The 26,942-nt window shown below is 39.8% G+C and carries 20 protein-coding genes and 1 tRNA gene; 7 read left to right on the forward strand and 14 right to left on the reverse strand.

The genetic code is table 11. The features are described from left to right. Window positions 1–116 precede the first annotated feature (116 nt). Both ACQY77_RS06070 and ACQY77_RS06075 read right to left on the reverse strand, forming a co-directional pair. The gene (locus tag ACQY77_RS06070) at window positions 117–1,940 is read right to left on the reverse strand and encodes a M60 family metallopeptidase (protein WP_421938874.1); all 1,824 of its coding nucleotides are present in this window, start codon (window positions 1,938–1,940) and stop codon (window positions 117–119) included. Window positions 1,941–2,358: 418 nt separating this feature from the next. Beyond that, a tRNA-Arg gene (locus ACQY77_RS06075) sits at window positions 2,359–2,430 on the reverse strand. A 364-nt stretch (window positions 2,431–2,794) separates the two neighbouring features. Here ACQY77_RS06075 and ACQY77_RS06080 point away from each other — a divergent pair. The 3 genes from ACQY77_RS06080 to ACQY77_RS06090 all read left to right on the forward strand — a co-directional run bounded on the left by ACQY77_RS06080 (window position 2,795) and on the right by ACQY77_RS06090 (window position 5,707). Beyond that, entirely contained in the window at window positions 2,795–4,423 is a 1,629-nt protein-coding gene (locus tag ACQY77_RS06080; RefSeq protein ID WP_421938873.1) for a sulfatase, read from the forward strand. A 99-nt stretch (window positions 4,424–4,522) separates the two neighbouring features. Beyond that, window positions 4,523–4,978 carry a hypothetical protein gene (locus tag ACQY77_RS06085; protein ID WP_421938872.1) on the forward strand — a complete coding sequence of 152 codons (456 nt, stop codon included), beginning with the start codon at window positions 4,523–4,525 and terminating at the stop codon, window positions 4,976–4,978. A 111-nt stretch (window positions 4,979–5,089) separates the two neighbouring features. Next, window positions 5,090–5,707 (forward strand): Crp/Fnr family transcriptional regulator, encoded by a 618-nt coding sequence (locus ACQY77_RS06090; protein WP_421938871.1) that lies wholly within the window; start codon window positions 5,090–5,092, stop codon window positions 5,705–5,707. 166 nt (window positions 5,708–5,873) lie between these two features. Here ACQY77_RS06090 and ACQY77_RS06095 read toward each other — a convergent pair whose 3' ends face one another. The 4 genes from ACQY77_RS06095 to ACQY77_RS06110 form a co-directional block, all read right to left on the reverse strand. Continuing rightward, entirely contained in the window at window positions 5,874–6,689 is an 816-nt protein-coding gene (locus tag ACQY77_RS06095; protein ID WP_421938870.1) for an endonuclease/exonuclease/phosphatase family protein, read from the reverse strand. A gap of 56 nt (window positions 6,690–6,745) precedes the next feature. Continuing rightward, complete coding sequence (locus ACQY77_RS06100; RefSeq protein ID WP_421938869.1) at window positions 6,746–8,455, reverse strand: RagB/SusD family nutrient uptake outer membrane protein; 1,710 nt, start codon at window positions 8,453–8,455, stop codon at window positions 6,746–6,748. Between the two features lie 6 nt (window positions 8,456–8,461). After that, complete coding sequence (locus tag ACQY77_RS06105) at window positions 8,462–11,773, reverse strand: TonB-dependent receptor (RefSeq protein ID WP_421938868.1); 3,312 nt, start codon at window positions 11,771–11,773, stop codon at window positions 8,462–8,464. Window positions 11,774–11,879: 106 nt separating this feature from the next. Then, window positions 11,880–13,001, reverse strand: coding sequence for a FecR family protein (locus tag ACQY77_RS06110; RefSeq protein ID WP_421938867.1), 1,122 nt, complete (start codon window positions 12,999–13,001; stop codon window positions 11,880–11,882). 160 nt (window positions 13,002–13,161) lie between these two features. Here ACQY77_RS06110 and ACQY77_RS06115 point away from each other — a divergent pair, with 160 nt between their 5' ends. Continuing rightward, window positions 13,162–13,782 carry an RNA polymerase sigma-70 factor gene (locus ACQY77_RS06115; protein WP_421938866.1) on the forward strand — a complete coding sequence of 207 codons (621 nt, stop codon included), beginning with the start codon at window positions 13,162–13,164 and terminating at the stop codon, window positions 13,780–13,782. 93 nt (window positions 13,783–13,875) lie between these two features. On the opposite strand, the gene ACQY77_RS06120 is transcribed toward ACQY77_RS06115, so the two are convergent. The 5 genes from ACQY77_RS06120 to ACQY77_RS06140 form a co-directional block, all read right to left on the reverse strand. Then, complete coding sequence (locus ACQY77_RS06120; protein ID WP_421938865.1) at window positions 13,876–15,396, reverse strand: RagB/SusD family nutrient uptake outer membrane protein; 1,521 nt, start codon at window positions 15,394–15,396, stop codon at window positions 13,876–13,878. 18 nt (window positions 15,397–15,414) lie between these two features. After that, entirely contained in the window at window positions 15,415–18,405 is a 2,991-nt protein-coding gene (locus ACQY77_RS06125; RefSeq protein WP_421938864.1) for a SusC/RagA family TonB-linked outer membrane protein, read from the reverse strand. Between the two features lie 25 nt (window positions 18,406–18,430). Then, window positions 18,431–19,462, reverse strand: a complete 1,032-nt coding sequence (locus ACQY77_RS06130; protein WP_421938863.1) for a FecR family protein — start codon at window positions 19,460–19,462, stop codon at window positions 18,431–18,433. A gap of 75 nt (window positions 19,463–19,537) precedes the next feature. After that, on the reverse strand, window positions 19,538–20,029 hold the full coding sequence (locus ACQY77_RS06135) for an RNA polymerase sigma factor (protein ID WP_421938862.1): 492 nt from the start codon (window positions 20,027–20,029) through the stop codon (window positions 19,538–19,540). A 232-nt stretch (window positions 20,030–20,261) separates the two neighbouring features. Beyond that, complete coding sequence (locus ACQY77_RS06140; RefSeq protein WP_421938861.1) at window positions 20,262–20,741, reverse strand: DUF1572 domain-containing protein; 480 nt, start codon at window positions 20,739–20,741, stop codon at window positions 20,262–20,264. Window positions 20,742–20,886: 145 nt separating this feature from the next. On the opposite strand from ACQY77_RS06140, the gene ACQY77_RS06145 reads away from it, so the two are divergent. Both ACQY77_RS06145 and ACQY77_RS06150 read left to right on the forward strand, forming a co-directional pair. Next, window positions 20,887–21,750, forward strand: a complete 864-nt coding sequence (locus ACQY77_RS06145; protein WP_421938860.1) for an SDR family NAD(P)-dependent oxidoreductase — start codon at window positions 20,887–20,889, stop codon at window positions 21,748–21,750. A 65-nt stretch (window positions 21,751–21,815) separates the two neighbouring features. Then, entirely contained in the window at window positions 21,816–22,382 is a 567-nt protein-coding gene (locus tag ACQY77_RS06150; RefSeq protein ID WP_421938859.1) for a hypothetical protein, read from the forward strand. A gap of 10 nt (window positions 22,383–22,392) precedes the next feature. Here the strand turns inward: ACQY77_RS06150 and ACQY77_RS06155 are convergent, their stop codons facing one another. The 3 genes from ACQY77_RS06155 to ACQY77_RS06165 all read right to left on the reverse strand — a co-directional run bounded on the left by ACQY77_RS06155 (window position 22,393) and on the right by ACQY77_RS06165 (window position 25,510). Continuing rightward, window positions 22,393–22,626, reverse strand: coding sequence for a hypothetical protein (locus ACQY77_RS06155; protein ID WP_421938858.1), 234 nt, complete (start codon window positions 22,624–22,626; stop codon window positions 22,393–22,395). A 385-nt stretch (window positions 22,627–23,011) separates the two neighbouring features. Then, a complete protein-coding gene (locus ACQY77_RS06160) occupies window positions 23,012–24,388 on the reverse strand; it encodes a phosphatase PAP2 family protein (RefSeq protein WP_421938857.1) in 1,377 nt (458 codons plus the stop codon). Between the two features lie 111 nt (window positions 24,389–24,499). Beyond that, on the reverse strand, window positions 24,500–25,510 hold the full coding sequence (locus tag ACQY77_RS06165; protein ID WP_421938856.1) for a hypothetical protein: 1,011 nt from the start codon (window positions 25,508–25,510) through the stop codon (window positions 24,500–24,502). Window positions 25,511–25,720: 210 nt separating this feature from the next. Between ACQY77_RS06165 and ACQY77_RS06170 the strand changes: the two genes are divergently transcribed. Further along, a complete protein-coding gene (locus tag ACQY77_RS06170) occupies window positions 25,721–26,941 on the forward strand; it encodes a hypothetical protein (RefSeq protein WP_421938855.1) in 1,221 nt (406 codons plus the stop codon). Window position 26,942 lies beyond the last annotated feature (1 nt).

The following is a 26,942-nucleotide window of genomic DNA, read 5'->3' on the forward strand; positions in this document are numbered from 1 at the left end:
TGGTTGGTTTATCAGTATAAACTATTATGCAACATTAGCGTGTTTATCCGATTAAGATTCAACAGCAGATGATAAAATAAAAAGAGGGGCTTATATCCCCTCTTTTTATCATCTTACTAATTATATAATCCAAGTTCTGCTAAAGAAGCAAATTGTAGCCCGTCTTGAGCGGAGTTGGCAATTACTTTCAGGTATCTCAATGTTTTGGTACTGCCAAATGCGAAGTGTTGTACACCGGCAGCATTCTGAGCTACATAATTGTTTACCGCAGTGAAATTAACATTATCGGTACTTGTTAAAACCTGGAAATTTTTAATTGCTCTGCTTAATCCGCTTCTTTGAACCAGGCTTAAGCCTTTAGCTGATTTTGACGAACCGAGGTCGATAACAATCTGATGCGGATAACTGGTTGCAGAGGTGGTCCATCTCGAATGCCAGTATGTACTTTCGCTTCCATCTATTAAGGTAACCGCTCTACCATTTGTAGCGCCCTCACCACTGGTTTCTTCGGAACTAAATGAATTGATACTCCACCCTGTTTTACTTAATTCTGCAATTGGGGCAACGTTATCCTGTAAAGTTGAAGGATCTGTAGTCGGCGCAGGTAAACCTAAAGCAGCCATATCCGAATATATTTGAGTAGTTGCGGCAACAGTTGATAAATTCAATCCCCATTTTTGGAAGAAATTACTCAAATTTTTACCTGATATATTACAGGCTTTTAGCATAAACCAACGCATTTTGGCATCATCGTTAGCCAGTGTCGGATTTTCAACACGCATATCTTTGGCTAATGTGCGGTAAAAATTGTCTCCATAGGCCAGGGTCAGTTGTTGAAACATACATAGCCTTACAAAAAGATCGGTTAAGGGGTTAGCGTAGCTTGCTGATCCATTATAATCTTTGGTACCAGCCGTTTTCCCTAAGTAGGTAAAGGCTTTGGTCCAAACGCCATCATTTACCAGTCTATTGATTGATGGAGTAAGCGTGCGTTGCACATATAAACTGTAAAGATTTACGGTAACTTCGCCTAATGTACCCCACCTCCACATCATTTGGTGCTGGTGTCCCAGTTCGTGCCACAATCCCCAACCATTGGTACCTACTCCACTTAAAGTTAAAATGGCATTTACATCAGATGTGATATAAGCCGTACGGTAATCATAAGCGAAAAAGTAATAAGCGGGGTCTTCATGCTGTGTTAAGAGATAGGTGTGCACATTTTTGGCATGTACTGGCAATGAGTTGTCTAAACCATTCAGGTCATCCTCCAGTGCAATCACCTGCGTAATTTTGTTTAAAATAGCCGCCTGATCCTCTGTCTGGTACTGTATTGCCTTTGCCCTTGATACTACAATAAAACAATTTGAGCCTTCTAAAACCACATCAGGCGTAGTGTAAGTTTGCAATTGATTGATCCAATCTGAATTAGTGGTTACACCGAGCTTGAAATACGGAGCATACTGGTAGCCTGAATTAAAAGTTACTTTAGCGGTAGATCCTGTAGTAGAATTGGTATATCTGATCCAGAGTAATCCACCAACTGCATTAGTGATGGTGTTGGTGCCAGCGGTTAATTGTACCACTGTAGGTTGAGTATTCCAGGTACCGTACCGGGAGTATGTACCGATGAGTAATTTAGGCAAGCGGGTACCGGCTGTTTGCTGCACAGTAAGGTTTAAGGTATCACCAGGAGCCATGTACAAACCAGTAGCGGTAAAATCAGTCAAATAGTATCCGTTTTTTAAACGGTCTCTTTCATTAGATGCATTAATTTTCTCTACAACATTAAAGATGTTGGTTTGTGTTGCAGACAGCGCAACCGCCGTGCTCATTGTTTTTTCAATACTGAGCGTTTTATCTGGTAAAACGGCAGATTTTTTACAGGCAGAAAAGCCTACAATTGCCAAAGTGCTAAGGAGTACTAGTTTTTTTTTCATGTTTGGGTTAGTAAATTATTTGGTTAAGGGATCCAAAATTCTACTTTTAGAAATTTGGGATAATTTGCTGGGTAGTCTGGGTAACCAACACTTAGCGCAACACGAATCGAAGTGTTAAAACACAATATTGTTTATAGTTCCGACACAATAGGTCTTCTTTTTATGTAAAAAGATTATTTAAAATACAATCATGTAGTTTTAAATATCATCCGAATGTATTTGCATTTCAGTCAAAATAAAAATAAAAACTACGCGCAAACGTTTGACTTATTTTAAAAAAGCCACACAAAAGTTATTTCAGCATGGAATACCTAGATATTTGTGATTTTAATAAAGCTTTGTAAGGATTATTGGGGAGAAAATATAGAACATAAAAAAACGAGACAAGCAGTGATTTCACTAAATGTCTCGTTATGTGTGCTCCCGACGAGATTCGAACTCATATCGATGGTACCGGAAACCATAATTCTATCCATTGAACTACGGGAGCAATGAGCGGCAAATATAGTTATCCTATTTTTAATTTTTAGGCTTTTTGATGAATTCTTCTCTAAGGTGCTGATTGTGGTTTATTTGAAATATTAAACTGCTGTAGAAATTTTGGCTACCTCCAGATTTTAATGTATTTCATTTTTATGCATCTGGCTATTTATTCACTTCAGCCTGCACTTTTCTTAAAACCACATGAAATGCCCCTTCAACGGATTTTACTTGTTCATTTCAAGATCATTATCTACTTATCCACTATGGCCATTATCCTTTTTAAAAATAATGACTAGCTTTAGATTCCGGAATGTTGGGTTAAACCCAATATGCTTTAAACCACTAATGGCCATAATTACAGTCTTAATAAAATGAAGCATTTAGCAGATCATTTGAAAAATTATCAAAACCTTTTTAAAGTAATTCTTAAAGAGAAAACACAAAACATACCGAAATTAGGTTTTGCCTTTTTTATCTGGCTAACACTGACTAATATGACCGCATTTAAGGATGCGGTTGCCCAAGAAATCAGTCCCCAGTCGCCAAAACCAAACATCGTAATTATCATCTCAGATGACCATGCTTTTCAGGCGATCAGTGCTTATGGCAATAAATTGATACAAACACCTAATATTGACCGCATTGCGAATGAAGGTGTCAGATTTGACCGTGCTTATGTTACTAACTCGATTTGTGGTCCGAGCAGAGCTGTTATTCTAACTGGTAAGTACAGCCATAAAAATGGATTTAAAGATAACGTAACCTCGACTTTCGATCATAATCAGGATAATTTTGCCAAGCACTTGCAATCTGCCGGCTATCAAACGGCCTGGATAGGAAAATTGCACCTGAGTGGAAATCTGCAGGGTTTTTCATTCTATAATGTGCTGCCCAATCAGGGGCAATATTATAACCCGGAATTTATTGGAATGGACGGCAATCTGATTAAAAAAGAAGGATATGTAACGAATGTGATTGAAGACATTTCTGAGCAGTGGTTAGATTCAAGGGATACTTCAAAACCCTTTTGCCTCATTATCGGGCATAAAGCTACCCACCGAACCTGGCTTCCGGATACCGCCGATATGGGCAGATATGATCACATGAATTTCCCCTTACCTGCAAACTTTTATGATGATTACCACAACCGCAAAGCAGCTGGCCTACAAGATATGAGTATTAACAAAACCATGTTGATGAGTTACGACCTTAAGATGCTTTCATACAATAAAGGAGAAGGATCGATAGATCGAATGAACACGGCACAACGGACTAAATTTAATGCTTATTACGGTCCAATAGAAGCAGATTTAAAAGCCAAAAATCTTTCTGGAAAAGCATTGGTAGAATGGAAATATCAGCGATACATGAAAGATTATTACAATACAGCAGCCTCATTAGACAGGAATATAGGTAGAACGCTGGATTATTTAGACAAACATAATCTGAGTGAGAATACCATTGTAATCTACATGTCAGACCAAGGGTTTTACTTAGGTGAACATGGCTGGTTTGATAAACGATTTATGTACGAAGAGTCTTTTAGAACCCCTATGCTGATGCGGTATCCTGGGGTATTACAAGCGGGCACACAATCTAAAGCATTGGTTATGAATTTAGATATTGCTCCTACCCTTTTAGATGCGGCAAATTTAGAAGTACCATCAGCTATGCAAGGCAAATCTATGCTGCCCTTATTCAAAGATAAAAATGCAAAGGGCCGGGATGCCATGTTTTACCATTATTATGAAAATGGAGAGCATTCTGTATCTCCTCATTTCGGGCTGAGCACAAAAAGGTATAAGCTGATCCGTTTTTATACAAGAGTATCCTCATGGGAGCTTTATGATCTTCAAAAAGATCCTTCTGAAGAGAATAACATTTTTGGAAAGAAAGGTTATGAAAAAATCACAGTGGAATTGAAAAACAAACTTAATCAGCTCATAGCACAATATGAGGATGAAGATGCGAGAAAAATATTGGCGGAGGATAAATTGTAAGGTTTCTTATGAGATGTTTAAGCAACTAAGGCTTACATCCGCCCCATCTTCTACTTCATCCATTTCCTTTTTACCTGGCTGTTTTTAGCACAAAGATAAATGCACAGCCATTCGAAGTTTGGCCAGGGGATAAGATTGGGCAACCCAACTAACCATACTCTTTCTAAATATGAGATTCATTACCAGCGAATCTCATATTTATTTATTTTTGGCGACATGTTGTCTGACTTCAAGATTCTCCGTTTTTTCGACAGTCCGAGCCTGGCTATTGTTGAGCTTAAGCGCATCGGATTACCTGATAGTACGCCAGGTTCAGCAATTCAATATTGGTTAATGCTTGATAAACATCAGGATAAGCTTTCCTTAATCGATCTCCGTTCTATTGACTCATCCGGAGAAGTGGAAGAACGTTTTTTTGATCGGGGTTTTCTTAAGTATAATACAACAGAAGCTACTTTTATCGAAAAATTCAATTCAGCTCAACACCGCCTTGAGATCAGGAATACGAGCGATTTTCCAACTAAAATGCTCAGTAAGATAAGGGAACTCATTTAGTTAGCTTAAAGGATACAAAGTCAATTCTACCCGACAATTTTGGGCAACATTTGATAGGTGTATTATTTTTATTACATTTATATCCTAATCATTAACCTAACTTCTGGCACTATGGCCATTGCAATCGATGAGCGCAAATGGGGAGACTTTAACGGATCCTCTCCTTTAATTGCAGTATACAATAGTTTTCATCCGCTTACCCCGGAGATGGAAGCACTAATTGACATCCATACCTTTCCGATTAGCTTCAGAAAGAACAGATATATCATTTCTCCAATTGACCGAAACAGATATTTATACCTCATTCTTAAAGGTGTGGTAAGGGGTTTTTATAAAGATGATGGATCTGAGATCACTACCTGGATTTCGAGAGAAAATGAAATTGTGGGAACTATTCGCAATCTCTGGACAAATGAAGAATCTGAAGAATACTTGCAGGCCATTGAAGATGTAGATTTGATTGCCATCCCCCATGACCTGACAACTATGCTCTATCAAAATTATTATGAAGCCAACATTATCGGACGTAAAATTATGGAATTGCATTACCAGGCCGCCTGCGACAGGGCGCTAATCTGCCAATTGCCAACCGTAAAAAGCCGATATCATCATTTACTTAAAGCTTTTCCAGGGATGATAGAACGTGTTCCTCTTAAACATGTTGCTTCTTTTTTGGGCGTACGTATTGAAACACTGAGTAGAGTTCGTACCAGTGAAAAAACTGTTTAATAGCAGCAAGGGGCTTTTAGACTTTTAATCCACAACCGATCAAAACCTCCTAAGGCGGCTAAGTAGATTCCAATCAATAAGAAAAAGGGATAAAGGGAATTAGACCTGCAACTCACAACGTAACCCACAACACATTATAACACATTGGCTACTTCCCACTAAGCACCTATTTCCCCAATTCGAGCACAGCTAAAACAGGCAAATGATCTGACGCATAACGTTCAGGAATAACCTCATGAGTGATTACCTTAAATGGATTTCCAATTTTAAAACCAATATGATCGATGGTTTTGCGTGGGTTAATTACCGGAATCGTAAAGGCACATTCGCTGCAGGTCCTGGTAAAGGCGGTATCAAAAATGGATATGCTTTCGGTACCGGGCGCTGCGTTAAGGTCGCCGGCTACGATAAGTGGCAGGGTTTCATTTGCAGTTAATTTTACGATTTCTTTGGCTTGCATAATGCGGTTTTCTTCAGGGCGCTGTGCATCTAAATGGGTAGAGGCAAAACGAATGAATTGGTTTTTGGCAATTTCTGCCGTGGCAATGGCCAATACCCTTTGCTCTGCCTTAGCATCGGCATTTTTCGGCAATTTATAAGTTTGCTGATTGGAAAGGGGAAAGCGTGAAAGAATGGCTACGCCATAATCTCCCCCATCATGATCGATTGCCTTTCCGAAATAAAAGTTCATTTTTAGCTTTTTAGCTAATACCACAGCCTGGTTTATGTTACCAGACCGTTTGGTATTTACATCAACTTCCTGCAGGGCCACTAAATCAGGTTTTTGTTTAGCTATGGCTTGCACTATAGCATCAACATCAATTAAACCTTCTTTTTCTTTTGAAGGCGGATTACAATGATGAAGGTTATAAGATAATATGCGCAGTGTTGTACCACCAGCAGATGTGCTTTGCTGGTTGATTTTCGGAGAACAACCACCAATCAGAACTAAACATAAAAGCAACAAAGAGTATAATTTCATAGGTTTTAAATTTAAGAAAAGATAGCGTTTCCCGAATATGGGAAACGCTTAAAATATTACCAACCTGGATTTTGCCCCAAAGCCGGATTTCGTTGTAACTGGGTGATGGGAACTGGCCAAAGGTAATTCTTCGGGTCAACAAATCTTCTTCCTGTGTTAATTACAAAATATCCCTGATTATCGGTAGCGATTGTGGATACATATTGTTGATTAAAACTTTCTACCAGGCTCTTTTTCATCCCTTTTACATCCTGAGCCAATAAATCGCCTTGTTTCCAACGGAGAATATCGTAATAACGTTGTCCTTCTAATGCCAGCTCCACTCTCCGCTCGCGCCTGATTTCAGTTCTTAAATCCAATCCGGCGGCGGTTAATTCGGTAATTACCATTCGCTTCATACCCACCCGGTCGCGCAGTTTATTAATGGTATTGTCTATATCTGTTTGCGTAATCGTTCCCTTTTCCAGTTTCGCCTCAGCATAAATTAAGAGTACCTCAGCGTAGCGAATGTGGTGAATGTCATTGGAATCCTGACTTACCGTACCCACTGCTGCCACTTCAACATACTTACTAAAATAGTACCCAGTTCCGGTGATACAGCCTTTTTTATCGGCATTCCATTTTGGGGTATTAAAAACAGGGTTGGTATTGGCGTCTGCATCACCGTCATCCTGGCCACCCCATGCCGATCCGGGTGTTAGAATGGTTTGATTCATTCGTGGATCCCTGTTTTTGAAAATATTCGCATAAGTTTGCTCATTGTACAACGGCGATTTATCGATTGGTAAACCATCTGAGCAGAGATAACAATCTACCAGCGATTTAGTAGGCGAATACCGACTTGTTTGGTCTGGCACCTGTATTTCCCGACTGGTGTTGTGTACGCTTACACCAGCAACATATGGCCGGGCCAAAATTGTTTCTTTATTTGCTCCTGCAGCAAGTTTACCTTTGTAAGTAAACAAATCATTATAACATTTTCCTGGCCCACCGGCGGTATATAACTGATAAACATTCAGATCCATAACCGCTTTAGCAGCCAGTTCAGCAATATCCCACTTCTCGAAGAACAGGGCTACCCGTGCTTTCCAGGCCAGTGCAGCACCTTTTGTAATTCGACCAAGATCTGCTGATGCGGCATAGTTTGGTGGTAAACCGGTTGCGGCTGTATCTAAATCTGCAAACACAAATTCCAGTACTTCGGCCCTTTTGTTCCGTGGTCCAAATACCTCTTCATCGCCAATATCTAATGTATTTTTAATCAATGGAACATCGCCAAACAGGAAGATTAAATAGCTATACATGAAAGCGCGCAGAAACCTAACTTCCCCCGAATATTGCGCCAATGCGGTTGCACTAATATTGGTTGCTTTGGTATAATTCTCCAGGAAATGATTGCATCGCCTAATGGCCGAATAAAGGTTAACCCATTCACTGTTTAATGTTCCTGAGGTGAAGTCGTAATTACCGGCAGAAATGGCCTGATATTCGGAATTTGGCGGATAAATGGTATTATCGCCCATATTTTCCATAGCGATGGTATTATTGCCACGTAAATTGCTGTAACAGGCATTTGCCGCTAATTTTAGCTGTTCTTCATTTTTCCAGAAACTGATATCGGTTACCGAGTCTAGTGGATCACGGTCTAGAAAACCCTTTTTACAGCCAGTAAGGAAGAAAGAAGGAATTAGCGCCGTTGCCCCTAATAATCCTGTTGCTTTCAAAAAAGATCTGCGGGTATTGATATATGAATTTTGATTTTTCATGGATGATTATTTTAACTGGATAGATAGACCAAAAATGAAGGTTTTAACCTGCGGATAAAGTCCACCGCTTGTTGCCTGCGATTCTGGGTCGTAAGCATAAAAGAAATTGGTATCGGTGAACAGGTTATCTGCTGATGCATAAACCCTAAACCGCTGCACATGTATTTTTTGCAGGAAATTTCCAGGTATCGTATACCCTAACTGCAGATTTTTTACGCGGAGATAAGCCGCATCCTGCAACCAGTAATCGGCTAACCGACCTGTATTTCTACTGTCTTTATAAACAAAACGTGGATATGAACCTCCTGTGTTTTGTGGTGTCCACCTGTCTAAATGCACCTCTTGAGGAAAGGCCGCATCGGCATTGTAGGCGTGTAAGCCCGGGCCTGTAATGTAACCATTGGCCTGTCCAACTCCCTGTAAAAATACGCTCAGATCAAAGTTATGGTATGCGGCATCCAGCCTGAACGAATAATTATACCGGGGATATGCATCGCCAATAACTTCCCGATCAAGGTCTGCACTGATTACGCCATCGCCATTTAAATCCCTATATTTCAGATCGCCCGGGGCTACTTTTCCTGCATCTGCAGAGAAGATTGGAAATTTGGGCACATACTTTCCGGCGGCATCTTTAGTAAAATCCGATTCTTGTGCCAGGCCATCCGTACGATAGCCATAGAAGGCGTCCAGCGGTTGTCCTACCTGTCGAATCCGATCTCCAATGGTTGGCGGAACGCCACCTAAATCTGTAACGGTATTCCTGATGTCGAAAAATTGTCCGGTAATGCCATACTTAAAGTTACCTATCTTATCGTTCCAGCCGAGGCTTAACTCATAGCCTTTATTGGATATTGCACCGGCATTTTGGTCAGGCACTGTAAGTCCGATTACATCTGGCTGGGGCACTTTAAGCTGAATATCAACCGTTTTCTTATTAAAGATATCGCCGGTAAAGGTTAAGCGGTTATTAAAAAAGGCCAAATCAACCCCAACATTCAGCATGGTTGCTTTCTCCCACCGCAATAAAGGATTAGACAAAATCGTTTGTGCAAAGCCTGTTGTTAAAATATTACCAATTGGCATGGTGCTTACACTCGTTAATACCTTCACATACGGATACCATTCTGAATAGGCAGGTCCATCTGCTCCGTATTGGTTACCCAAAGACCCATATGAAGCCCTGATTTTTCCATCACTAAACCAGGATTGTTTACCTTCTTTTATAAAGCTTTCTTCACTAAACCGCCATCCTGCTGAAACAGAAGGAAAAAGCCCCCATTTTCTGCCTGGTGCATATCTTGAAGAGCCATCGTACCGTAAATTAAACTCCAACAGGTATTTACCTGCAAAATCATAATTTACCCTTGAGAAGAGCGATTGAAGCGCATACTGATAGGCATCACCTGTAGCTGTAGGGTTTAATGAACCAATGTTCAATACCGGCACATCATCACTCACCAGGTTTGTTTTGGCCGCAGTAAAGGCATCAAAACGGTATGTTTCCTGCTGATAGCCTCCCAATAATTTAATATGATGTTTAGCTAAATTAAGTGTATAATCGGCCTGCATAGAGAAATTTTGCAAGGTAGTAGTGGTGGCCACCTCCCGAAGTGAATTATTGGGACTGGTAGTATAAATAATGGCGTTTGTAGCCGGATTAAAATAATCTATTCGCCGGGTAAAAGTCCTTCTTTTTTGTGAGTTCGCAATTAATCCATATTGCGATTTAATATCAAGCCCTTTCAACAGGTGAATGGTACCCGTAATGTTGGAGGTAAATTCTTTGGAGAAGAAGTTATTAAAGCCACCATCAGTTGCAATGGCAAGCGGATTACTTGAGCCGCCGCCATAGCCCCAGGTACCTGTAGTGAAACGCACCGGAGTTAAAGGTGAACTGGTAAATGCGGTATATATGGCTCCTCCACCTCCTTCTGTATCGGCAGCCGGTTGGTTCTGGTTACGGTCTAAATAACCAAGGTTTACGTCTACATCCAATAATGAAAGTAATTTCACTGCCGAAAGCTTCATCCTTGCATTATTCTTAGCAAATTTATACTGATCTCCGGCGATTAAACCATCCTGATTTTCCCTCCCGTAAGAGAAATAATAGTTAAAATCGTTGCTTCCGCCATTTACGTTAACGCTGTGATTTTGTTGAGGGGCATAGTCTTTAATCAAAGCCTCTGTCCAATTGGTATTGGCAAAATAATTTGGATCTGAGCCATTTCTGGCCACTTCAATCTGTTCATCGGTATATGATTTGGGCAATCCGGCATTTACCTGTGCTTCACCTAGCAACAGCATATAATCTACCGATCCCAGCATTTTAGGCAGCCTGGTAGGTTTTTGAAAGCCATAATAACCATTATAGGATATGGTAGCCTTTTGGTTAAATTTTCCTTTTTTAGTGGTGACCAGAACCACCCCATTCGCTGCTCTTGAGCCATATATTGAAGATGAGGCCGCATCTTTAAGTACGGTTACGCTTTCAATATCATCCGGATTAATCCAGTTCATATCGCCTGGTACCCCATCAATAAGGATAAAGGGATTGGGATTATTGGTTGTTCCTGTTCCCCGAATGCGCAAAGCAGAATTGGTTGCTCCGGGTTGACCGCTTCCACCTATGGTAGTCAGTCCGGTAATCGTCCCCTGCAAACCTGTGGATACCGCTGTAATCGGTCTGTCTGCCAACACTTTGGCATCTACCTGCGAAATTGCACCCGTTACATTGGCTTTCTTTTGTGTACCATAACCTACCACTACTACATCATTTAACCCAGTACTGGTGGGTTTCATGCTAATGGTGTATGAATTCTTGTTATCTGCCGTGAAAAGATAATCTTCATATCCCAGCATACGGATTCTGATTTTATCCCCCGGGTTTGCAGTAATTTTAAAGTTCCCCCTGTCATCTGTAGAAACAGTTTTTCTTGCGTTTTCGTTCACTACAGTCACCCCTGGTATACCTATGCCATTTTCATCAGAGATTGTACCGGTAATATCAGCACGTTGTATTGGTGGTCTCCTTTTAATTACAATGGTTTGCTGTTCAATGGCATAGCTTAGCGGGAGATTCTCCAGGGCCTTATCTAAAGCCTGCTCAATAGAAGCATCTTTAAGCGTAAAGGTTAAAGGGCTTGCCTGGCTCAACATCTCATTATTATAGAGAAAATCGTAGCCTGTTTGTTTTTTAATTTCCATGAAAACTTCTTTGAGGGAAGCATCTTTGAAGGCCAGATTTATTTTCTGTGCATAGAGCGAAGCCCTTACCTGAACACAGAATAGCAATAGTACAACAGCCGTTAATTTCATAATTTTAAGTTGAAAAGAACGATGAGGCTTGTTTTTTTTGAAGTAAAAAAAATTCATTTTGTTTTTGGTTTAGCGGGTGGTTAATCCTTTTTGGTTGAGATTGCGGTTAGTTGATTACAGTAACCCTCCTTTCCTGTACATTAAATTTTACTGTTCCGGTAAGGCTCAGAACTTTGAGTACCTCGCTTATATTCTTAAATCTGGATACTGAGCCGGTATACGTTAAGTTGTTATTATGGGTGCTATAGCTTACTTCTACATCGTACCAGCGTGAAACTTTGCGCATAACAGCCGATAGACTTTCACCGTTGAAAATGAAATAACCGTTTTTCCAGGCCATTTCCTGATCAATATCTGCTTTGCTTACACCAAATTTATTGGCCGTAAATACGCCTTGTTCTCCTGGTTTTAAATAAGCATTTGCTCCAGCCGAGCTGAGCATCACAAGGCCTTCCAACAAAGTGGTTTTGACAAAAGGCTCATCACTATAAGCCATTACATTAAAGTGAGTGCCCAGCACTTTTACCTTCATTCCACCCGCGGTGACATAAAAAGGCATTTTTTTATTGGCTGCCACTTCAAAATAAGCTTCTCCATCGAGCTCCACTTCTCGGCTATTGCCTACAAATCGGGTTGGAAACCGCAATTTGCTGTCGGCATTGAGCCAAACCTTCGATCCATCTGGCAAGGTTAAATTGTATTGCCCGCCACGTGGGATAGATATGGTATTGAAAATAATTTCATCAGGTGTGGTGGCCAGCACATTGTAAGCCAGTTCACCACCTTCTTTTTTAATAACTGCTGTACCGTTTTCTGAAGCAATTTGCCCGTTTGACGCATCATTTAAGTTAACTGTACTTCCATCACCTAAGATCAATGTTGCTTTAGTAGTGCCAGGCTGTATTGGAAGCGCCTGCTTTGCCGTCTTCAAATCGGATTTTAAACTTGTTTTCTGACGCAGGCCAATAAAAATACTTAGCGTTACAAAAACCAATATGGCCGCAGCCGTGGAGAGTTTTTTCCAATTGAAAACAAAGCCCGGCTGTTGTTGCTTCTGCATTTCCTCCAAGAGGTTCGCATAAATTCGATCCGCCTGCTCCTTGTTGGCAGTATCTGCTTCTATCCATTCAAAATCATCTTCATATTGATTTAGCTGTTCAATCTCTTCTGGTGTACATTTCCCCTGAAGCGATTTCTGATATAACAGGATATATTCGTCTTTTGTCATGCCTGGCGTTTTCAGTACAAGTCGAAAAAAGTAAGGACCACACACATACTTTTGAAAAAAAAATAGCTAATTTGGAAAAAGACTAAAGCCGATACGTTCCCCATAATATGTTCACAATTGCTTAACAAATTCTTTATTTAGATCAATGAACTTTGAATAAATGAAATCGGTCAATTTTAACGCAGCAGAAGCTGAGCTATTGGAGCGCATCAGGCAAGGCGATAGCCGGGCCTTTAAAGTGATATTCGATCGGTATTTCCCCTCTTTGCTGGCAACTGCCAGATATCACCTCCATGATGAGAACACTTGCGAAAATATTGTACAAGACATTTTTCTGAACCTTTGGCTCCGGAGAGAAAGTCTGGACATTAAAGATTTTAAAAGTTATTTAAAATCGGCAGCCCGTTATCAGGTTTACTCTGTAATCAGGAGCCGAAAACTAACTAAAAACCTCATTTTTACAGATGAGCAACTCGAAAATCACGCGGTACACGAATTAAATAATGGAGAGGAATGGTTTCATGTAGCGGCGCTAAAACTACAAATCAATTCCTGTTTGCAAATGCTGCCTAAACGTTGCAGGGAAATTTTTATGCTGAGCCGCGAAGAGCACCTCAGCAACCTTGAAATTGCTGAACGACTTAATATTTCGAAGCGCACCGTAGAAAACCAAATTACCGTTGCCCTCCATCACCTCAGGGTAAGCGTTAAAAATGACTTGCCGGGAAGTGCATCAGGAATTATTTCGGTATTGCTGCTGATTTCATCGGGGCTTAGGTGATTTTAAGTTTGTTTCCTGTATAAACAGCATTATTCTAAAAAAGAAAGGGGCCAGCATGCTGACCCCTAAACTTATATACCATTATATTTTAAATTAGTACCCTGTGTTCTGCTTCAGGTTTTTATTTAATACTAATTCAGTAGCCGGAATTGGAAAAATATCGCGTGAAGCGCCTTCCCCGCCATTTTTAAAACCCCATTTGCCCTGGTATTTACCAAAACGGATTAAGTCATTGCGCCTCCATCCTTCCCAGGCTAACTCTCTGCCACGTTCGTCTAAAATCTGATCCAGTGTTAAGGTGGTTACCTCTGGTGCTTTCACCCTAACCCTAACTTTATTAAACCACTTCAGGGCTTCTGTTAGTGATCCTCCTGTTCTTAAAAGGGCTTCTGCCTTCAACAGGTAGACATCTGCCAGCCTAAAAATAGGCATGTCATTGTTTTGGAACCGGGTACTGCTATTGGTATTTGGATCAGGATAGAATTTAATAGAACGAATACCTCTGGATACACCATTCACCTCCGGCCCTACGTCCATGGTTTCCTGATTGGTTAGTATAATATCTGCTGTAAAATCCAACTGACCCGAACCATTCATAATAGGAGTCGTTCCATCATTTAAGAATTGCTTTCCAACTAACCAACTGGCATTACGCACATCATTTGTGAGGTTAAAAAGCGCATAGAATTCTTTCAATGTACATTGTGCATTACTCGGACTAAAAGGCAAATTATATTTGGCTCTGAGTGCGCTGTGCAACGTAAACCGGGTCATGGCATTTCCACCTGAATAGTTGGCGTCATAAATTGCTGCAAAAATGGTTTCCGTATTCGCGCCATTATTCACGGCAAAAAGCGAATTATAATCGCCTACCAAAGTCATTGAAGATCCATTGATGATTTTATCAGCATATACATTTGCTTCGGTATACATCGCCTTCCCAATATACTGTTCGGCATTCATATATAATTTTTGAAGCATTGCATAAGCCATCCATTTGGTTGGCCTTCCATAAAACTCTGCTGTAACCGTTGCTGGTGCAGAAAGCCCTTCTGATATGGCTAAAAGTTCTTTTTCAATGTAACTGAACACTTCAGCACGGGTAGATTGCTTAGGGCTTTCTGCAGTACCAAAGCTGGTAATCGGTACATTACCAAACATATCCATTACATACAGATAATACAGTGCGCGCATGGCCCGGATTTCATTCAAAAACTGTGTTTTAGTCGGGCTATCCACAGATTTCTCTAAAATATTAAGTACCCGGTTACAATCGCTGATTCCGGCATACCCCCATTGCCAGGCACTCAAAATAATGGGGTGATCTGGCGCCCAGTTGTGCTTGTGCAAGGTTTGGTACCTCCCCTGGTCGTAGTATCCGCCATTTCTTGCTGTAATGATTACTTCTTCGCTGGTTAGCTCATACATTCTCCAGATATCAACACCAAAGCCGGCATTGAACTTCTGATACACGGTTCCTGTTGCCGCAACAAAGGCATCTGGTGTAGCTGGAAAATTTCCGTTGGTTAATTGAGATTCAACATCGACATCTAATTTGGTGCAGGCGCCTAATGATAAGGTAGCTAAAAAAGCTGCTGCTATATATTTTTTCATTGCGTTTTTTGTTTGAAGTTAAAGATTGAAGTTCAGCCCGAAAATTGCCGATCGGGTTTTTGGATAAAAGTTTCGGTAATCAATACCCGGTGTTTGTCCGCCCATATTAATCTCCGGATCTACACCTTTATACTTGGTAATGATAAACAAGTTATTTCCTGATGCATATACCCGAAGTGTTTTATTCCCTTTAATTTTAAAAGTATAACCCAATGTGGCATTATCTAAACGGAGATAAGAACCACTTTCTAAATATCGATCCGATACAAATTGTGCTTTATCATCATTAATTGATTCGGTAAGCGTTTGCTCGGCAATGTTGGTTTGAAACGCATAAATAGGTGCATTCATATCGGCAAGCGTAGCGTTTAAAATTTTATTTCCATATACGCCACGGATAAAGAAGTTAAAGTCGAATTGCTTATACCTGAAAGTATTATTCCAGCCATACAATAATTTCGGTTGTGCCGATCCGGTTACGGTAAAATGCTCAAATCCGGTGTTGGCTGTAGAAGCTACCCCGTTTTTATCATAAAAAGTTGACTTTCCAGCCGCATCCTTTCCGGCATACCGCAATGTATAGAAAGTGCCCAAAGGCAATCCTTCTTTAATTACCTGATAACCCAATGCGCCCGATTGCCCTCTACCTCCAACATTAGCCGTGTAGAATTCGTTGGCCTGGAATAAATCATTAGAAATAGAAGTAATTTCGTTCTTGTTATGCGATAAGTTAATGGCAGTATTCCAGCTAAAGTTACCGGTTCTGACTGGTGTTGTGTTTAAGCTCAACTCAATACCTTTATTTGTCATTTCGCCCACATTGGCTGTGAGTACGTTGAATGGATATTGAGTGGTAGACACCTGATAAGGAGCAATCAGATCGGTAGTTTTCTTGTTGTAAACATCCAAAGTACCCGAGAGCTTATTCTTAAACAAACTGAAATCCAAACCAATATTTAGTGTGGCCGTACGCTCCCATTTTAAGTTGGGGTTATCATTTTGAATCGGACCAATTGCCGTTAACCATTTGCCGTTAGAATAAAAGTAAGAGCCACTTTGCGCGCCGTAAACCAATCTGGCAGTATAAGCATCGAAACCAACAGAGTTTCCTGAAACACCGTAACCTGCACGTAATTTCAGGTTATCTACAAAACTTACATTGCTCATAAAACTTTCACGGTCTATATTCCAGCCTGCAGAAACCGAAGGAAACATTCCCCACCTGTTATTTACGCCAAATGCCGATGAGCCATCTCTACGGATAGTAGCCTGTAAAAGGTATTTTCCTTTATAATCGTAAATCGCTCTACCATAGAAAGATATTAATCTCAGGGTAGAAATATAAATGCTCCCATAGTTTACCACAGTAGATCCGTTACCATTACTTAAACCGATATTGTTCCACAATAAATCATCTGATACAAAGTTCTGACCAGAGGTTTGAAAGCCATCACCATTTCGATTTTCTTGCCAGGAATAACCCGCAAGGAGTTTTAAGCCATGACTACCAAACGTTTTGTCATAATTAAAATAGCCTTCAAAAACTTTTTGGGTATTTTTTACAGAAGATCGCTCTGCATAGCCATTAAATCCTTGTCGTAACATTGAATACCTGTTATTGTACAGGTTTTCGTTAATCTGCTCGTTCTGCATCGACACCATTGCGTTGAAATCAAGACCGTTTAGGATATTAACTTTTGCAGAACCATTGATCAGATAAAGGTTGGTTTTACCCTGATAAGTATTGTTTTCTAACAAGGCAACAGGGTTGTAATATCCTCCTGTACCAGTAGTTCTGGTTGGATCTTCATAAAACGTACCATCTGCATTGTACACACTTACGGTTGGCAAATAGGTAAACATATTATTATATACCTGAGTGGCAATTCTATCATTTGTGGTGTTGCTATTCGTAAGGTTGATGTTCAGCTTTAAGCGATTATTGAATAAACGTTGTTCCATGTTGGCACGGGCAATAAAACGTTCTAATCCTGAATTTTTGATAATCCCTTCGTTATCGAAATAATTTAAACTCGCACCATAAGAAGAATTCTCTCCTCCACCGTTAAAGTTAAGGTTATGGTTGTGCGAAAACCCCGTTCTGGTTACTTCATCTAACCAATTGGTATTGCTACCATTATCACTGATTTTATCCAGAACTTTTCCATTGTCTTTCAGGTAAGTTCTCAACTGATCACCTGTAGCCATTTGTATTGTATTGGATATTGTTTCTGATGCAGCATAAGCGCTATAAGACAGTTTACCCTGCCCTTTTCCGGCATTGCGCGTAACTACCATAATTACACCATTTGCCGCCCTTGAACCATAAATAGCTGTGGATGAAGCATCTTTTAGCACTTCCATACTCACAATATCATCAGGAGCAACCAGATCTATTGAAGCTCCGGGTACACCATCAATAACATAGAATGGCTCCTGAGCACCTTCCCTGAAACTTGAAGGCCCTCTTAAAATAACTGCGGGTCTATCATTTGGGTTCCCGCTGCGGGTAATGTTTAAACCAGCAACTTTACCTTGCAATAACTGACCGGGTGAACTCACTACTCCGCGGTTAAACTCCTCCTGTTTAATAGAAGTTACTGATCCGGTAATCTCGTTTCGTTTACTTTTACCGTAACCGATGGTAACTTCCTGAAGCGCATTAGACTGCTCCTTTAACTTAACATTTAGAGCCACCTGTTGCCCTGCCGTTAAGGTGTAGCCAGACAGGGTATCAGTCTCATAACCGATAGAACTGAAAATAAAGCGGTAAGGCCCGCCAGCTGCAAGGTTATTAAAGCTGAATAACCCCTGGGATGAAGAAGTTGTTACTGCCGTTTTACGTGTACTGAGGTGCTCAGCTTTAATTGTAACACCAGGGAGCGGTTGCCCTGACATGTCTTTTACGAGCCCTTTAACGGGTGCTTCCTGGGCAATAACCCGGCTTGCAAGGCACAAAAAAGCTATGCATAGCATGATTTTAGTTAGTTTTTGTTTTGTTGGGTACATGGATGATCGTTTATATGTTTGGTATTTATTTATTGGTTTTCTGTATGCTGTATTCCTCATCTGAAATTTTGATCAGGGTCATGTTGTTAATCAGACAGATGTCTGATAAAACTTGTTGCGCGTCTTCTTTTCCTACATCTACCTGCCCGGTATAAGTAATCTGTCTGATTTCCTTCTCGTCTGCATTAATTTGAAGTCCATAAGCTTCATTTAGCAAGGAAATTACCTGTTTAAGCGGGATATTCTTCATGGTAATCAGATTCCCTTTACGTTCTAAAAATGCTGCAGGCTTAGTTGTTGTTTTATTCAACTTTATAATTGCAGTCATTTGTTTGGCTGCATCGTAAATTAGTGTGGTACCAATAGCAGAAATGTAAACTGGCACTTGTCTGGTATTCACCTGCGTTACCTTTATCTTACCAGTATGGAGTTTAACCGAAACATGGTGCTTGCCCTCCTGCGTATTGATGGTGAATGAGGTACCTAAAGCAGTGGTTTTCAAGCCGCCGGCATATACACTAAATGGTCGGCGTGGATTTTTTCTTACTTGGAATTTAGCTTTTCCAATCAGATAAACCGTTCTTAATTGTCCTTTGAAAACCCTTTCGAATTTGATTTCAGATTTTGGAAAAACGGTAGCGATGGAAGAGTCAGGCAAGGTCACGCTCTTGCTGTGATCCGCATCATTCCTGACAATTTGCCAAGGCTGTGTATCAGCAGACAGGTTTGGAACAACATTTTGAGTTGATTGAGTATTCTGCTTGTTTAACATCTGGCTATCCGAGCGATAAACGAGCCATGTGCCCAAGCCCACCAGGAGCAGGATTGAAGCTGCAGCCAAATACTTGCTTATACGAACAACCTTCATTTTTCGTTCGGTACGATACGCTTCGATTTCGGCAATTTTATTCAGGATATGCTGGTGCATATGCTCAGTCTTATTTTCCGTAATTGCATGATCAGCATGAAAAGCTTTCCATTCCTCATCACTGAAGTAATGGCGTATTATTTGTTTCAGATATCCCAAAGGGGGAAGAGCTCTTTTTCCTGGCTTCATATTAGTATTACGCACACTAAATGAGTTGCCATTACGACTTAACAATTATTTAATATTGGAAAAAAATTGAAGTACCTATAAGAAAACGGAAAACATATATTGCTTGAGGCGAGAAAGGACTTTGCCTATATGACTTTCGACAGTTTTGGTTGAGATACCCATTATATCGGCAATCTCCGCATAACTCAATCCATTATCCCTGCTTAAATTAAATACAGTTTTTCTGATTACCGGCATGGCAGCAATCTCTTGTTCAAACTGCTTCAGCATGTCTTTACTTTCGATCATCTTCATCAGGTTATCGGTAAAAGGATGTTGATCGGATTGTTGGTGATAACGCGATCTGACTGACTCTTTTCGAAGCTGATCTATCATTACCTGACGGGCAATTCCAAAAAGCTGAATATTCAACTCCAGGGTATCTACCAAAGAAGCTCTCCGCTCCCAAAGCCGGATAAATGTAAGCTGAACAACCTCTGAAGCAATGAAATCGGATTGGGTTTTGTAGAATACAAAATCATAAATTTGTTTGTGATAATTGAGATAGGCGCTATTGAAAACGGCCATATCTCCAGTTTTGATGCCATATATCATATCCGTACCCATTGCGTGGGCAAAATTATCTGCTTTAACATCCTGCTCGTTTAATTTAACATTATCAATATATGAATTTTTGTTATGAAATTAATTACCAATATGCGGGCAGAATAAACTACAAAATGGATTGTGTTAGGGATTGCGCTGAGCAATTTTAGGTTGTGCACAGCGAGAAATGAGCAGATCAGATTGAAAAACTTAACTAATGGTAATCTCCTGTTACCAACAGTTTTCTAATGAGCGAAATTTGTCCTAAATGATAATGCGTATGCTCAATTATACCATGGAGATTGCGATAATAACTTCCATATTTAGGGTCGGTAAAATCGGTGTATAAGGATGTGCCTGGCAATTGTTCAATAAGCAATGCGAATTGTGCTCCATCCTCTAATACCTGATCTACTAATTGCTTCCAATCCTCAGCGCAAGCAATGGGCAAAACATCGAAACTCAGCTTATCGCTAGCTTGTAATTGTTCTCCTTGCAGAACTTTCGAAACTTCCTTTACATAATAATTGATATGATAAGTGAGCCTTGCAATGGTATTAAGATCTGCAATTTTTGTTGTGGCTTGTAACCAGGTTACCTGTGATAAGGTATCTTTAAGATTTACAGTGGTCCAGTTCCCACCGAAATAAACCTCTTTAAAGTGTTTTGCAATATTTTTAATCTGTGCATCCATTTCAATCTAAATTAATTAAAAAAGTACGCTTTTTCCATAAATCTAAAAATACTCATTGCTAATCAAATGAAAACCTATGGCGGGTTATTGCTCCCATTGCAAACCATTTTAGCTTAATATCGGTTTATTTTAAAATTGGAAAAATATGAATATCATAACAGGTGCTACCGGAAATATAGGAAATGCTTTGGTTAAAACTTTGATTAAAAACGGAGAATCTGTGATAGCGGTTACGCGTAACCCGGGTAAGGCCGTTCAAATGTTTGGGAACACAGTAGAAGTCGTTGAAGTTGATGTGATGGATACAGTAGCCTTACACGAAGTTTTTAAAAAAGGATCCTCAATTTTTATTTTGAATCCTCCGGCAGATCCGGCAGGCAATACCGACGTGGAAGAACGAAAAACTGCAAAATCGATTATTACGGCGTTAAAACAATTAGAAGAACATAAACGAGTTGTGGTCGAATCAACCTTAGGCAATCAGCAGGGTGATCATATCGGAGATTTAGGTGTGTTGTACGAACTGGAAGAGGGAATTAAAAAACTTCCTCATGATTACCGAATTATCAGGCCAGCATATTACATGAGCAATTGGAGAATGGCCTTAGCAGAAGCCAAAAAAAGCAAAACAATCACCTCTTTTTATCCCGCCGACTTTAAATTTCCGATGGTTGCGCCTGATGATATTGCCATTCTCGCCGCAAAACTGATGACTGCCGAAAAAGCTGATCAGATTAACCCGATAGAGGGGCCTGAAGAATATTCGCCAAACGATGTTGCCAATGCCATTGCTCAAATCATTTCGAAACCCGTTGAGCTGAAAGTAATCCCTGAAGAAGCCTGGGAACAAACCTATCAGGATATGGGATTTTCGGCTTCTGCTGCTAAATCTTATTCAAACATGACCAAAATTAGTTTATATGGCGGCTTTGAGAGACCTAAAAACCCAGTGCTTGGTAAAACTTCGCTTTTTGAATATCTGCAAACTGTTAATAATTTAAACACCTAACCGGTTTAAAACCTTATTAATTAAGATTTTGCTCATTTTATCCAAAAACATTAAATTGGATAAAAATGGAGACCTATTCGCACATTAAGACGGTTCTGGGCATTATTCTCGGGCTGAGCATCACACATTCCTTAAAAGGAGCGGTGAAGCTTATTGATCATCCCAACCGAATAAAAGCTTATTCAGTCCATTTATTGTGGGCTTTCTATATGTTTCTCAATACAGTTTATTTCTGGTGGTTTGAAGTTCACCTTACTGAAATAAAACATTGGGATTTCATAAAGTACTTGTTCCTGGTTACCTATGTCATTACCTATTATGTACTGGCCGCACTCCTTTTCCCCGATGACCTTAGGGATTACAAGGATTACCGGGATTATTTTTATTCCAGGAGGAAATGGTTTTTTTCTATTCTGGCACTTTTATTTGCATTGGATATGATTGATACCTACATCAAAGGGCCTCATTATCAAATGCAAATGTTAGAGATTTATCCGGTTAGGGCTATTTTACACATTTGCCTCTGTTTTTGGGCTGCAAGAACACAAAAAAATACGCAACAGCTAATGATCGTATTGCTGTTTATCCTCTTTCAATTTTACTGGATTTTACGGTATTATCTGAACGGATAATGAATTTTATTTAGTGTACTACATCCGTCAGGTTAAGGTGCGTACCTTCGAGGTTTTTAACAGCTTTTACATCAACAGCCATTAATCCGGCATCCGTTAGTTCAATCTCATACTCTACCACATCAAATCTGTTCAAAGCATTAAAAAGCTGTGGCTGTCGAAATCTTATCTTTTGATTATTGGGGTCCTTAATTATTCCAGAGCCGATAAATCCGTTATACGAAATAACTATTCCAGTTCTCATTTCGAAATGATTTTGAGGTGAAAAATTTAATTATAGTTGTGATAGTATGAAGTTAAGAAGATGTAGCATCTTAAACGAATCAGGAATAAAACTGTAACTCAGGTTTACATAATTGCTCACTTTATTCACAACTCTACATCCTTAGCTCAAATCACCTAAATAGAAAACGCATTTTTTTCACAAACCATATACTGGATCAACTATAACAATTGTATTTCCCGGATCAGGCTATTATGATGTAACATAATAGAGGTTGTATGGACTTAGAACCTTTTCCCATTTGTGAAAATTTCAGCTATTACAGCCCATACTGCTAGCGTAGCATTTATTTAAAAAGAGCAATCAGATTAAAATTAAAATGGTTACATACATTGGAAATGCTGTATTACCAAAGGTAGGCTGTTAAACCAAGTCCAAAGCTGAGGTTATCAAACCTAACCTTCTCCATTCCTACATTTTTAAAAACGTAAGTTCCATTGGGGTTGATATCATCTATAATATCCAGAGTAAAGTCATTATCAGAATTGAAGTAACTAATGAAAGCCTTTATTCCTATATTTCTTTTTATCTGCTTCTGGATACCCGCCCCAACAGACCAACTAAAAGCATTTTCAGGCTTGTAGCGATAATAGGGTAATTCTTCTGTTTGAAAAACATCCCGGTAATCTTCATTGATTTTTAAAATGACTTCACCCTGTGCTCCCGTAGAAGTTCCTGCCCCTAACTTAGCCGTAATAAACCAGTTCTTGGGCAATGGGATACTGAAGTAAGGTCCGGCATGGATATAGCGAATACCCATAGGCTGCGTATAATGCCCTTCACTAACCATTGGGATATCCGGATCATTAAAATTAAGTTGATCATCATTTATCGGGAAGCTTGAAAAGGCAAATTCTCCTCCTAATCCAATATTTTTGCTAAAAAACCAGGCCCCTTCCAAGCCGAAATTAAAGCCACTTTTGGCAAACATTCCATTTTCTTTTTTAGTTAAATCTTGAGTAAGTGCCTCGGCATACCCCATCCTCAACTCTATGAAGCTGGGTTTTAACTGCACTGGAACAGGATTATTATGAATGCGAATATGTTCTCCGTGGTCTTTAAAAATTTTATCAGCGATAACATAACCTAACTCCGTGGATAGAATTCCCACTCCAGCTCCTGCCAAAACATCAGAAATCCAGTGCCTGTTATTTAATTCGCGACCAACTGCCGTTGCAGTGGCAGCGGTATAAGCGCCAACACTATATAACGGTGAACGGAACTGCCCGTATTCTTTATGCAAAAAGGTTGCATTCATAAATGAATTGGCAGTATGACCCGAAGGGAAAGAATTTCGTGTGCTTCCGTCCGGACGTTCAACTTTTGCTGTATACTTAACCGTATTAACTACCGAAGCCATAATTATTGCAGAAAAACCATATGAAACTAAAGCTCTCCCCATCTTGTGTTTCCCTTTTACCCCCGCAGCGTTTAAGCCCAGAACAGTTGCTACCGGGGCATATTGGAGATAATCATCATAATGATATCTAAAAGTAGGAAGGTACCTGTTTCTGAATTCCCTAACATCCTTTCTAATGCCCCAGGTGGCTGCGCTCCCAGCAAATAAGAGTACTGGCACTGCAGAAATTTTTACAGACTTGGAGTTCCAGAAATTGTTTTTCAGAACGATGCTGTCCATCACTTCAATTTGCTGAGCAGACAAACCAATAGCCGAGAAGAGAAACACTAAGTTGAAAATGAAAACGGGGATGATTTTTTTCATGAGCGTAAAATGGAATTCAGGCGGTAATTCTTATCTACTATAAAGATATAACATAATTGAAAAACAGCAAATTAGAATAATTAAAACCATTGAATCGAACAGCGACGCTGTTTATTTTTGATATAAAGTCGAATTATTCAATTGGATGCAGTATTTGGTGATCCAGTTTCCTGCCGCATCAACATACAGGATATTGGGTTTGCTTTTCACATTGATGGTGCCATCAGCTATCCATTTATCCAGCCTTGCGGGCAAAACACTATTTGCTTTCTTAGCATGTGCCAGTATACTTTTAGCTCCCATTAGCAAATTGGCTACCAGTAAACTTCCGTCAAATACGGGGCTGTTTTTATCTGATTGAAAAGCATTACAAACCATTGCAGCCTCTTCGGCAGATTGTGTAATCTGCCAGTCGAGCCGGATTAAATCATTTGGGGCTGAGCCTGCAGCCAGCGATCTAAAAAAGGCTGCCTGTACGGCAATCATCTTATTCAAGTTATTGGTTGCTGCATAAGCCCTCCTAAAATTTAAAACATTTGCAGACAACGCATTGACCATCGCATTATTGGTGATTCCTTCATGGTTAAAATCTGTGGCCTCAAATACGATCAAGGCTTTTCCAGCCAGTTCTTTAATGGTAATGTCTTGTATTTTCCTGCTCCCAAGTACGTAAACCTGTTCTTTTCCAATCGTTTTGATAATGTCGGTCGCCAGGTTTTCCAGCGTCATTTCTTTCGGACAAAAATGACTGAAACCTAAAATTAAAAACTCTTTAGGATGTGTTATTAAAAACTGTTTGGCAGCAAGCAGTACGGGATCTAATCGTTCGCCATACCCTCCCCCCACAGCCAGATCAATACAATCGGAAGAGCTATGTTTAAGAAAAACTGTATCTCTCAGTAATCCAGTTCGTAAATCGAACATCCTAACCCCATCTTTAATCTGCTTTTCTATGCTTTGTGTTTGTGTGAGTGTATTACATTCGTTGATGGTACTTTTCTGACTTCCGGCAGTTTCATACAGCACAGACATACCCGCATCATGAGACCCGGGAATAACAATATCCTTTAAAGTATAATTACCCTTCTCTTTCTGAAGTGTTTCGGTTATCCACAGCGACATATCCTGCCCCTTAGTGCAAAATGGATAGCAATAAAATATCAGGCATATCAAAGCCCGCAAGAAAACCAGCTGGTATTTTATAAAGGGGTATGACTTCATACGATAAACGTCTTAAAATGAAACTATTGATAACATTAACTATTTACAATTTACCTTTTTTTTGTAATTTGTTAAAAATACCGTTTCATAAAAAGCCCATCCCTACCGATTATGAAAAAACATTACTCCCTAATTTTTTCCGTCTGCGTTTTATGCTTTAGTTTTTCTCTGAAGGCTCAGGATTCACATTATTGGTCTTCTAACTTTTCTGCTGCAGGTTTCCTTGCTCCTGGTGCCACAGTGGTAAATAATCTCGATAGTGGCGTGTATTATCTTAATCCTGCTTTAATGGCCTGGTCGAGCAAAACTGCTACTTCAATTTCTGCCAATGTATATGATTATAGCCGGGTAAAAATCACCAATGGTGTTGGACACGGTAAAGACTTAACCGCTACCAGTACCAGAATTATTCCACAACTGGTATCTAAAACATTCAAGTTAAACAAAGACCATCCCTTAACATTTGGATTTGCCTTGATTCAAAATCCCATGCAGGATTTTAGAGCTTCGCAAAGAATGGATAAAAGAATTAATGTGTTAAACGATAGTTACAGCCCGGGAAACGAAGCCTATGTTGGACAATTCGACCAAAACAGTAAAGTTACTGAAACTTATGCCCAGCTTAGTGCCGGAATTAAGATTTCTAAAAAACTTGCTTTGGGTGCAACCGTAGAGGGTAATATAAGAAAGCAGGTTGTTGGCTCAAACTTCAGCTCAAAAGCCATATTCAATAATGATCCGGGTAATACAAATGCTTTTTTTCCCAAAGTAGCTTCCAATGAAATTTATACGCAAAGTAATTATACCCATATGGGATTAAAGCTAAAATTAGGAGCTTCTTATGAATCTGCAGCACATCATTTTGGTTTAGTATTGAGCAGCCCACAGCTGAAATTACATGGCACAGGCGCTGTACTTAGCGATTTGAGCATTAATAACCTCACTTTCAACGGCACCAACATCGATTTAAACATACTGGCTAGTACACGTCAAACTAAACTTAAAACCACCTGGAAAACACCGTTGAGTATTGCTGCAGGTTATGCCTACGACTATGGGAAAGGGCAAATTAATCTAACAGCTGAGTTTTTTGCAGGCTTAAAAAGTTATACCATTTTAAAAGCTGATGATGCCCTTTTCATTAAGAATAGTGACGCTCAGGCGCCTGTAGATACAGACCAGGGTTCGCTGGACCTTAATGATGAGCGAAAACGTATTTTTAATATCGGTATGGGGTACAGCAGAAGCCTTAATCCTACAGTCGTACTGATGATGCCTTGCGTACCGACTTCAATTATCTCAAAACCAGGGATGAATCACAACAACACTTAGA

Origin of the sequence: Pedobacter sp., assembly GCF_965279535.1 — a bacterium.
GTDB lineage: Bacteria > Bacteroidota > Bacteroidia > Sphingobacteriales > Sphingobacteriaceae > Pedobacter.

What these genes read in the sequence shown, in the direction of transcription:
- ACQY77_RS06070 (WP_421938874.1), bottom strand. Translation starts at nt 1,940, where the DNA reads ATGAAAAAAAAACTAGTACTCCTTAGCACTTTGGCAATTGTAGGCTTT.
- ACQY77_RS06080 (WP_421938873.1), top strand. Translation starts at nt 2,795, where the DNA reads ATGAAGCATTTAGCAGATCATTTGAAAAATTATCAAAACCTTTTTAAA.
- ACQY77_RS06085 (WP_421938872.1), top strand. Translation starts at nt 4,523, where the DNA reads ATGCACAGCCATTCGAAGTTTGGCCAGGGGATAAGATTGGGCAACCCA.
- ACQY77_RS06090 (WP_421938871.1), top strand. Translation starts at nt 5,090, where the DNA reads ATGGCCATTGCAATCGATGAGCGCAAATGGGGAGACTTTAACGGATCC.
- ACQY77_RS06095 (WP_421938870.1), bottom strand. Translation starts at nt 6,689, where the DNA reads ATGAAATTATACTCTTTGTTGCTTTTATGTTTAGTTCTGATTGGTGGT.
- ACQY77_RS06100 (WP_421938869.1), bottom strand. Translation starts at nt 8,455, where the DNA reads ATGAAAAATCAAAATTCATATATCAATACCCGCAGATCTTTTTTGAAA.
- ACQY77_RS06105 (WP_421938868.1), bottom strand. Translation starts at nt 11,773, where the DNA reads ATGAAATTAACGGCTGTTGTACTATTGCTATTCTGTGTTCAGGTAAGG.
- ACQY77_RS06110 (WP_421938867.1), bottom strand. Translation starts at nt 13,001, where the DNA reads ATGACAAAAGACGAATATATCCTGTTATATCAGAAATCGCTTCAGGGG.
- ACQY77_RS06115 (WP_421938866.1), top strand. Translation starts at nt 13,162, where the DNA reads ATGAAATCGGTCAATTTTAACGCAGCAGAAGCTGAGCTATTGGAGCGC.
- ACQY77_RS06120 (WP_421938865.1), bottom strand. Translation starts at nt 15,396, where the DNA reads ATGAAAAAATATATAGCAGCAGCTTTTTTAGCTACCTTATCATTAGGC.
- ACQY77_RS06125 (WP_421938864.1), bottom strand. Translation starts at nt 18,405, where the DNA reads ATGTACCCAACAAAACAAAAACTAACTAAAATCATGCTATGCATAGCT.
- ACQY77_RS06130 (WP_421938863.1), bottom strand. Translation starts at nt 19,462, where the DNA reads ATGAAGCCAGGAAAAAGAGCTCTTCCCCCTTTGGGATATCTGAAACAA.
- ACQY77_RS06135 (WP_421938862.1), bottom strand. Translation starts at nt 20,029, where the DNA reads ATGGCCGTTTTCAATAGCGCCTATCTCAATTATCACAAACAAATTTAT.
- ACQY77_RS06140 (WP_421938861.1), bottom strand. Translation starts at nt 20,741, where the DNA reads ATGGATGCACAGATTAAAAATATTGCAAAACACTTTAAAGAGGTTTAT.
- ACQY77_RS06145 (WP_421938860.1), top strand. Translation starts at nt 20,887, where the DNA reads ATGAATATCATAACAGGTGCTACCGGAAATATAGGAAATGCTTTGGTT.
- ACQY77_RS06150 (WP_421938859.1), top strand. Translation starts at nt 21,816, where the DNA reads ATGGAGACCTATTCGCACATTAAGACGGTTCTGGGCATTATTCTCGGG.
- ACQY77_RS06155 (WP_421938858.1), bottom strand. Translation starts at nt 22,626, where the DNA reads ATGAGAACTGGAATAGTTATTTCGTATAACGGATTTATCGGCTCTGGA.
- ACQY77_RS06160 (WP_421938857.1), bottom strand. Translation starts at nt 24,388, where the DNA reads ATGAAAAAAATCATCCCCGTTTTCATTTTCAACTTAGTGTTTCTCTTC.
- ACQY77_RS06165 (WP_421938856.1), bottom strand. Translation starts at nt 25,510, where the DNA reads ATGTCGCTGTGGATAACCGAAACACTTCAGAAAGAGAAGGGTAATTAT.
- ACQY77_RS06170 (WP_421938855.1), top strand. Translation starts at nt 25,721, where the DNA reads ATGAAAAAACATTACTCCCTAATTTTTTCCGTCTGCGTTTTATGCTTT.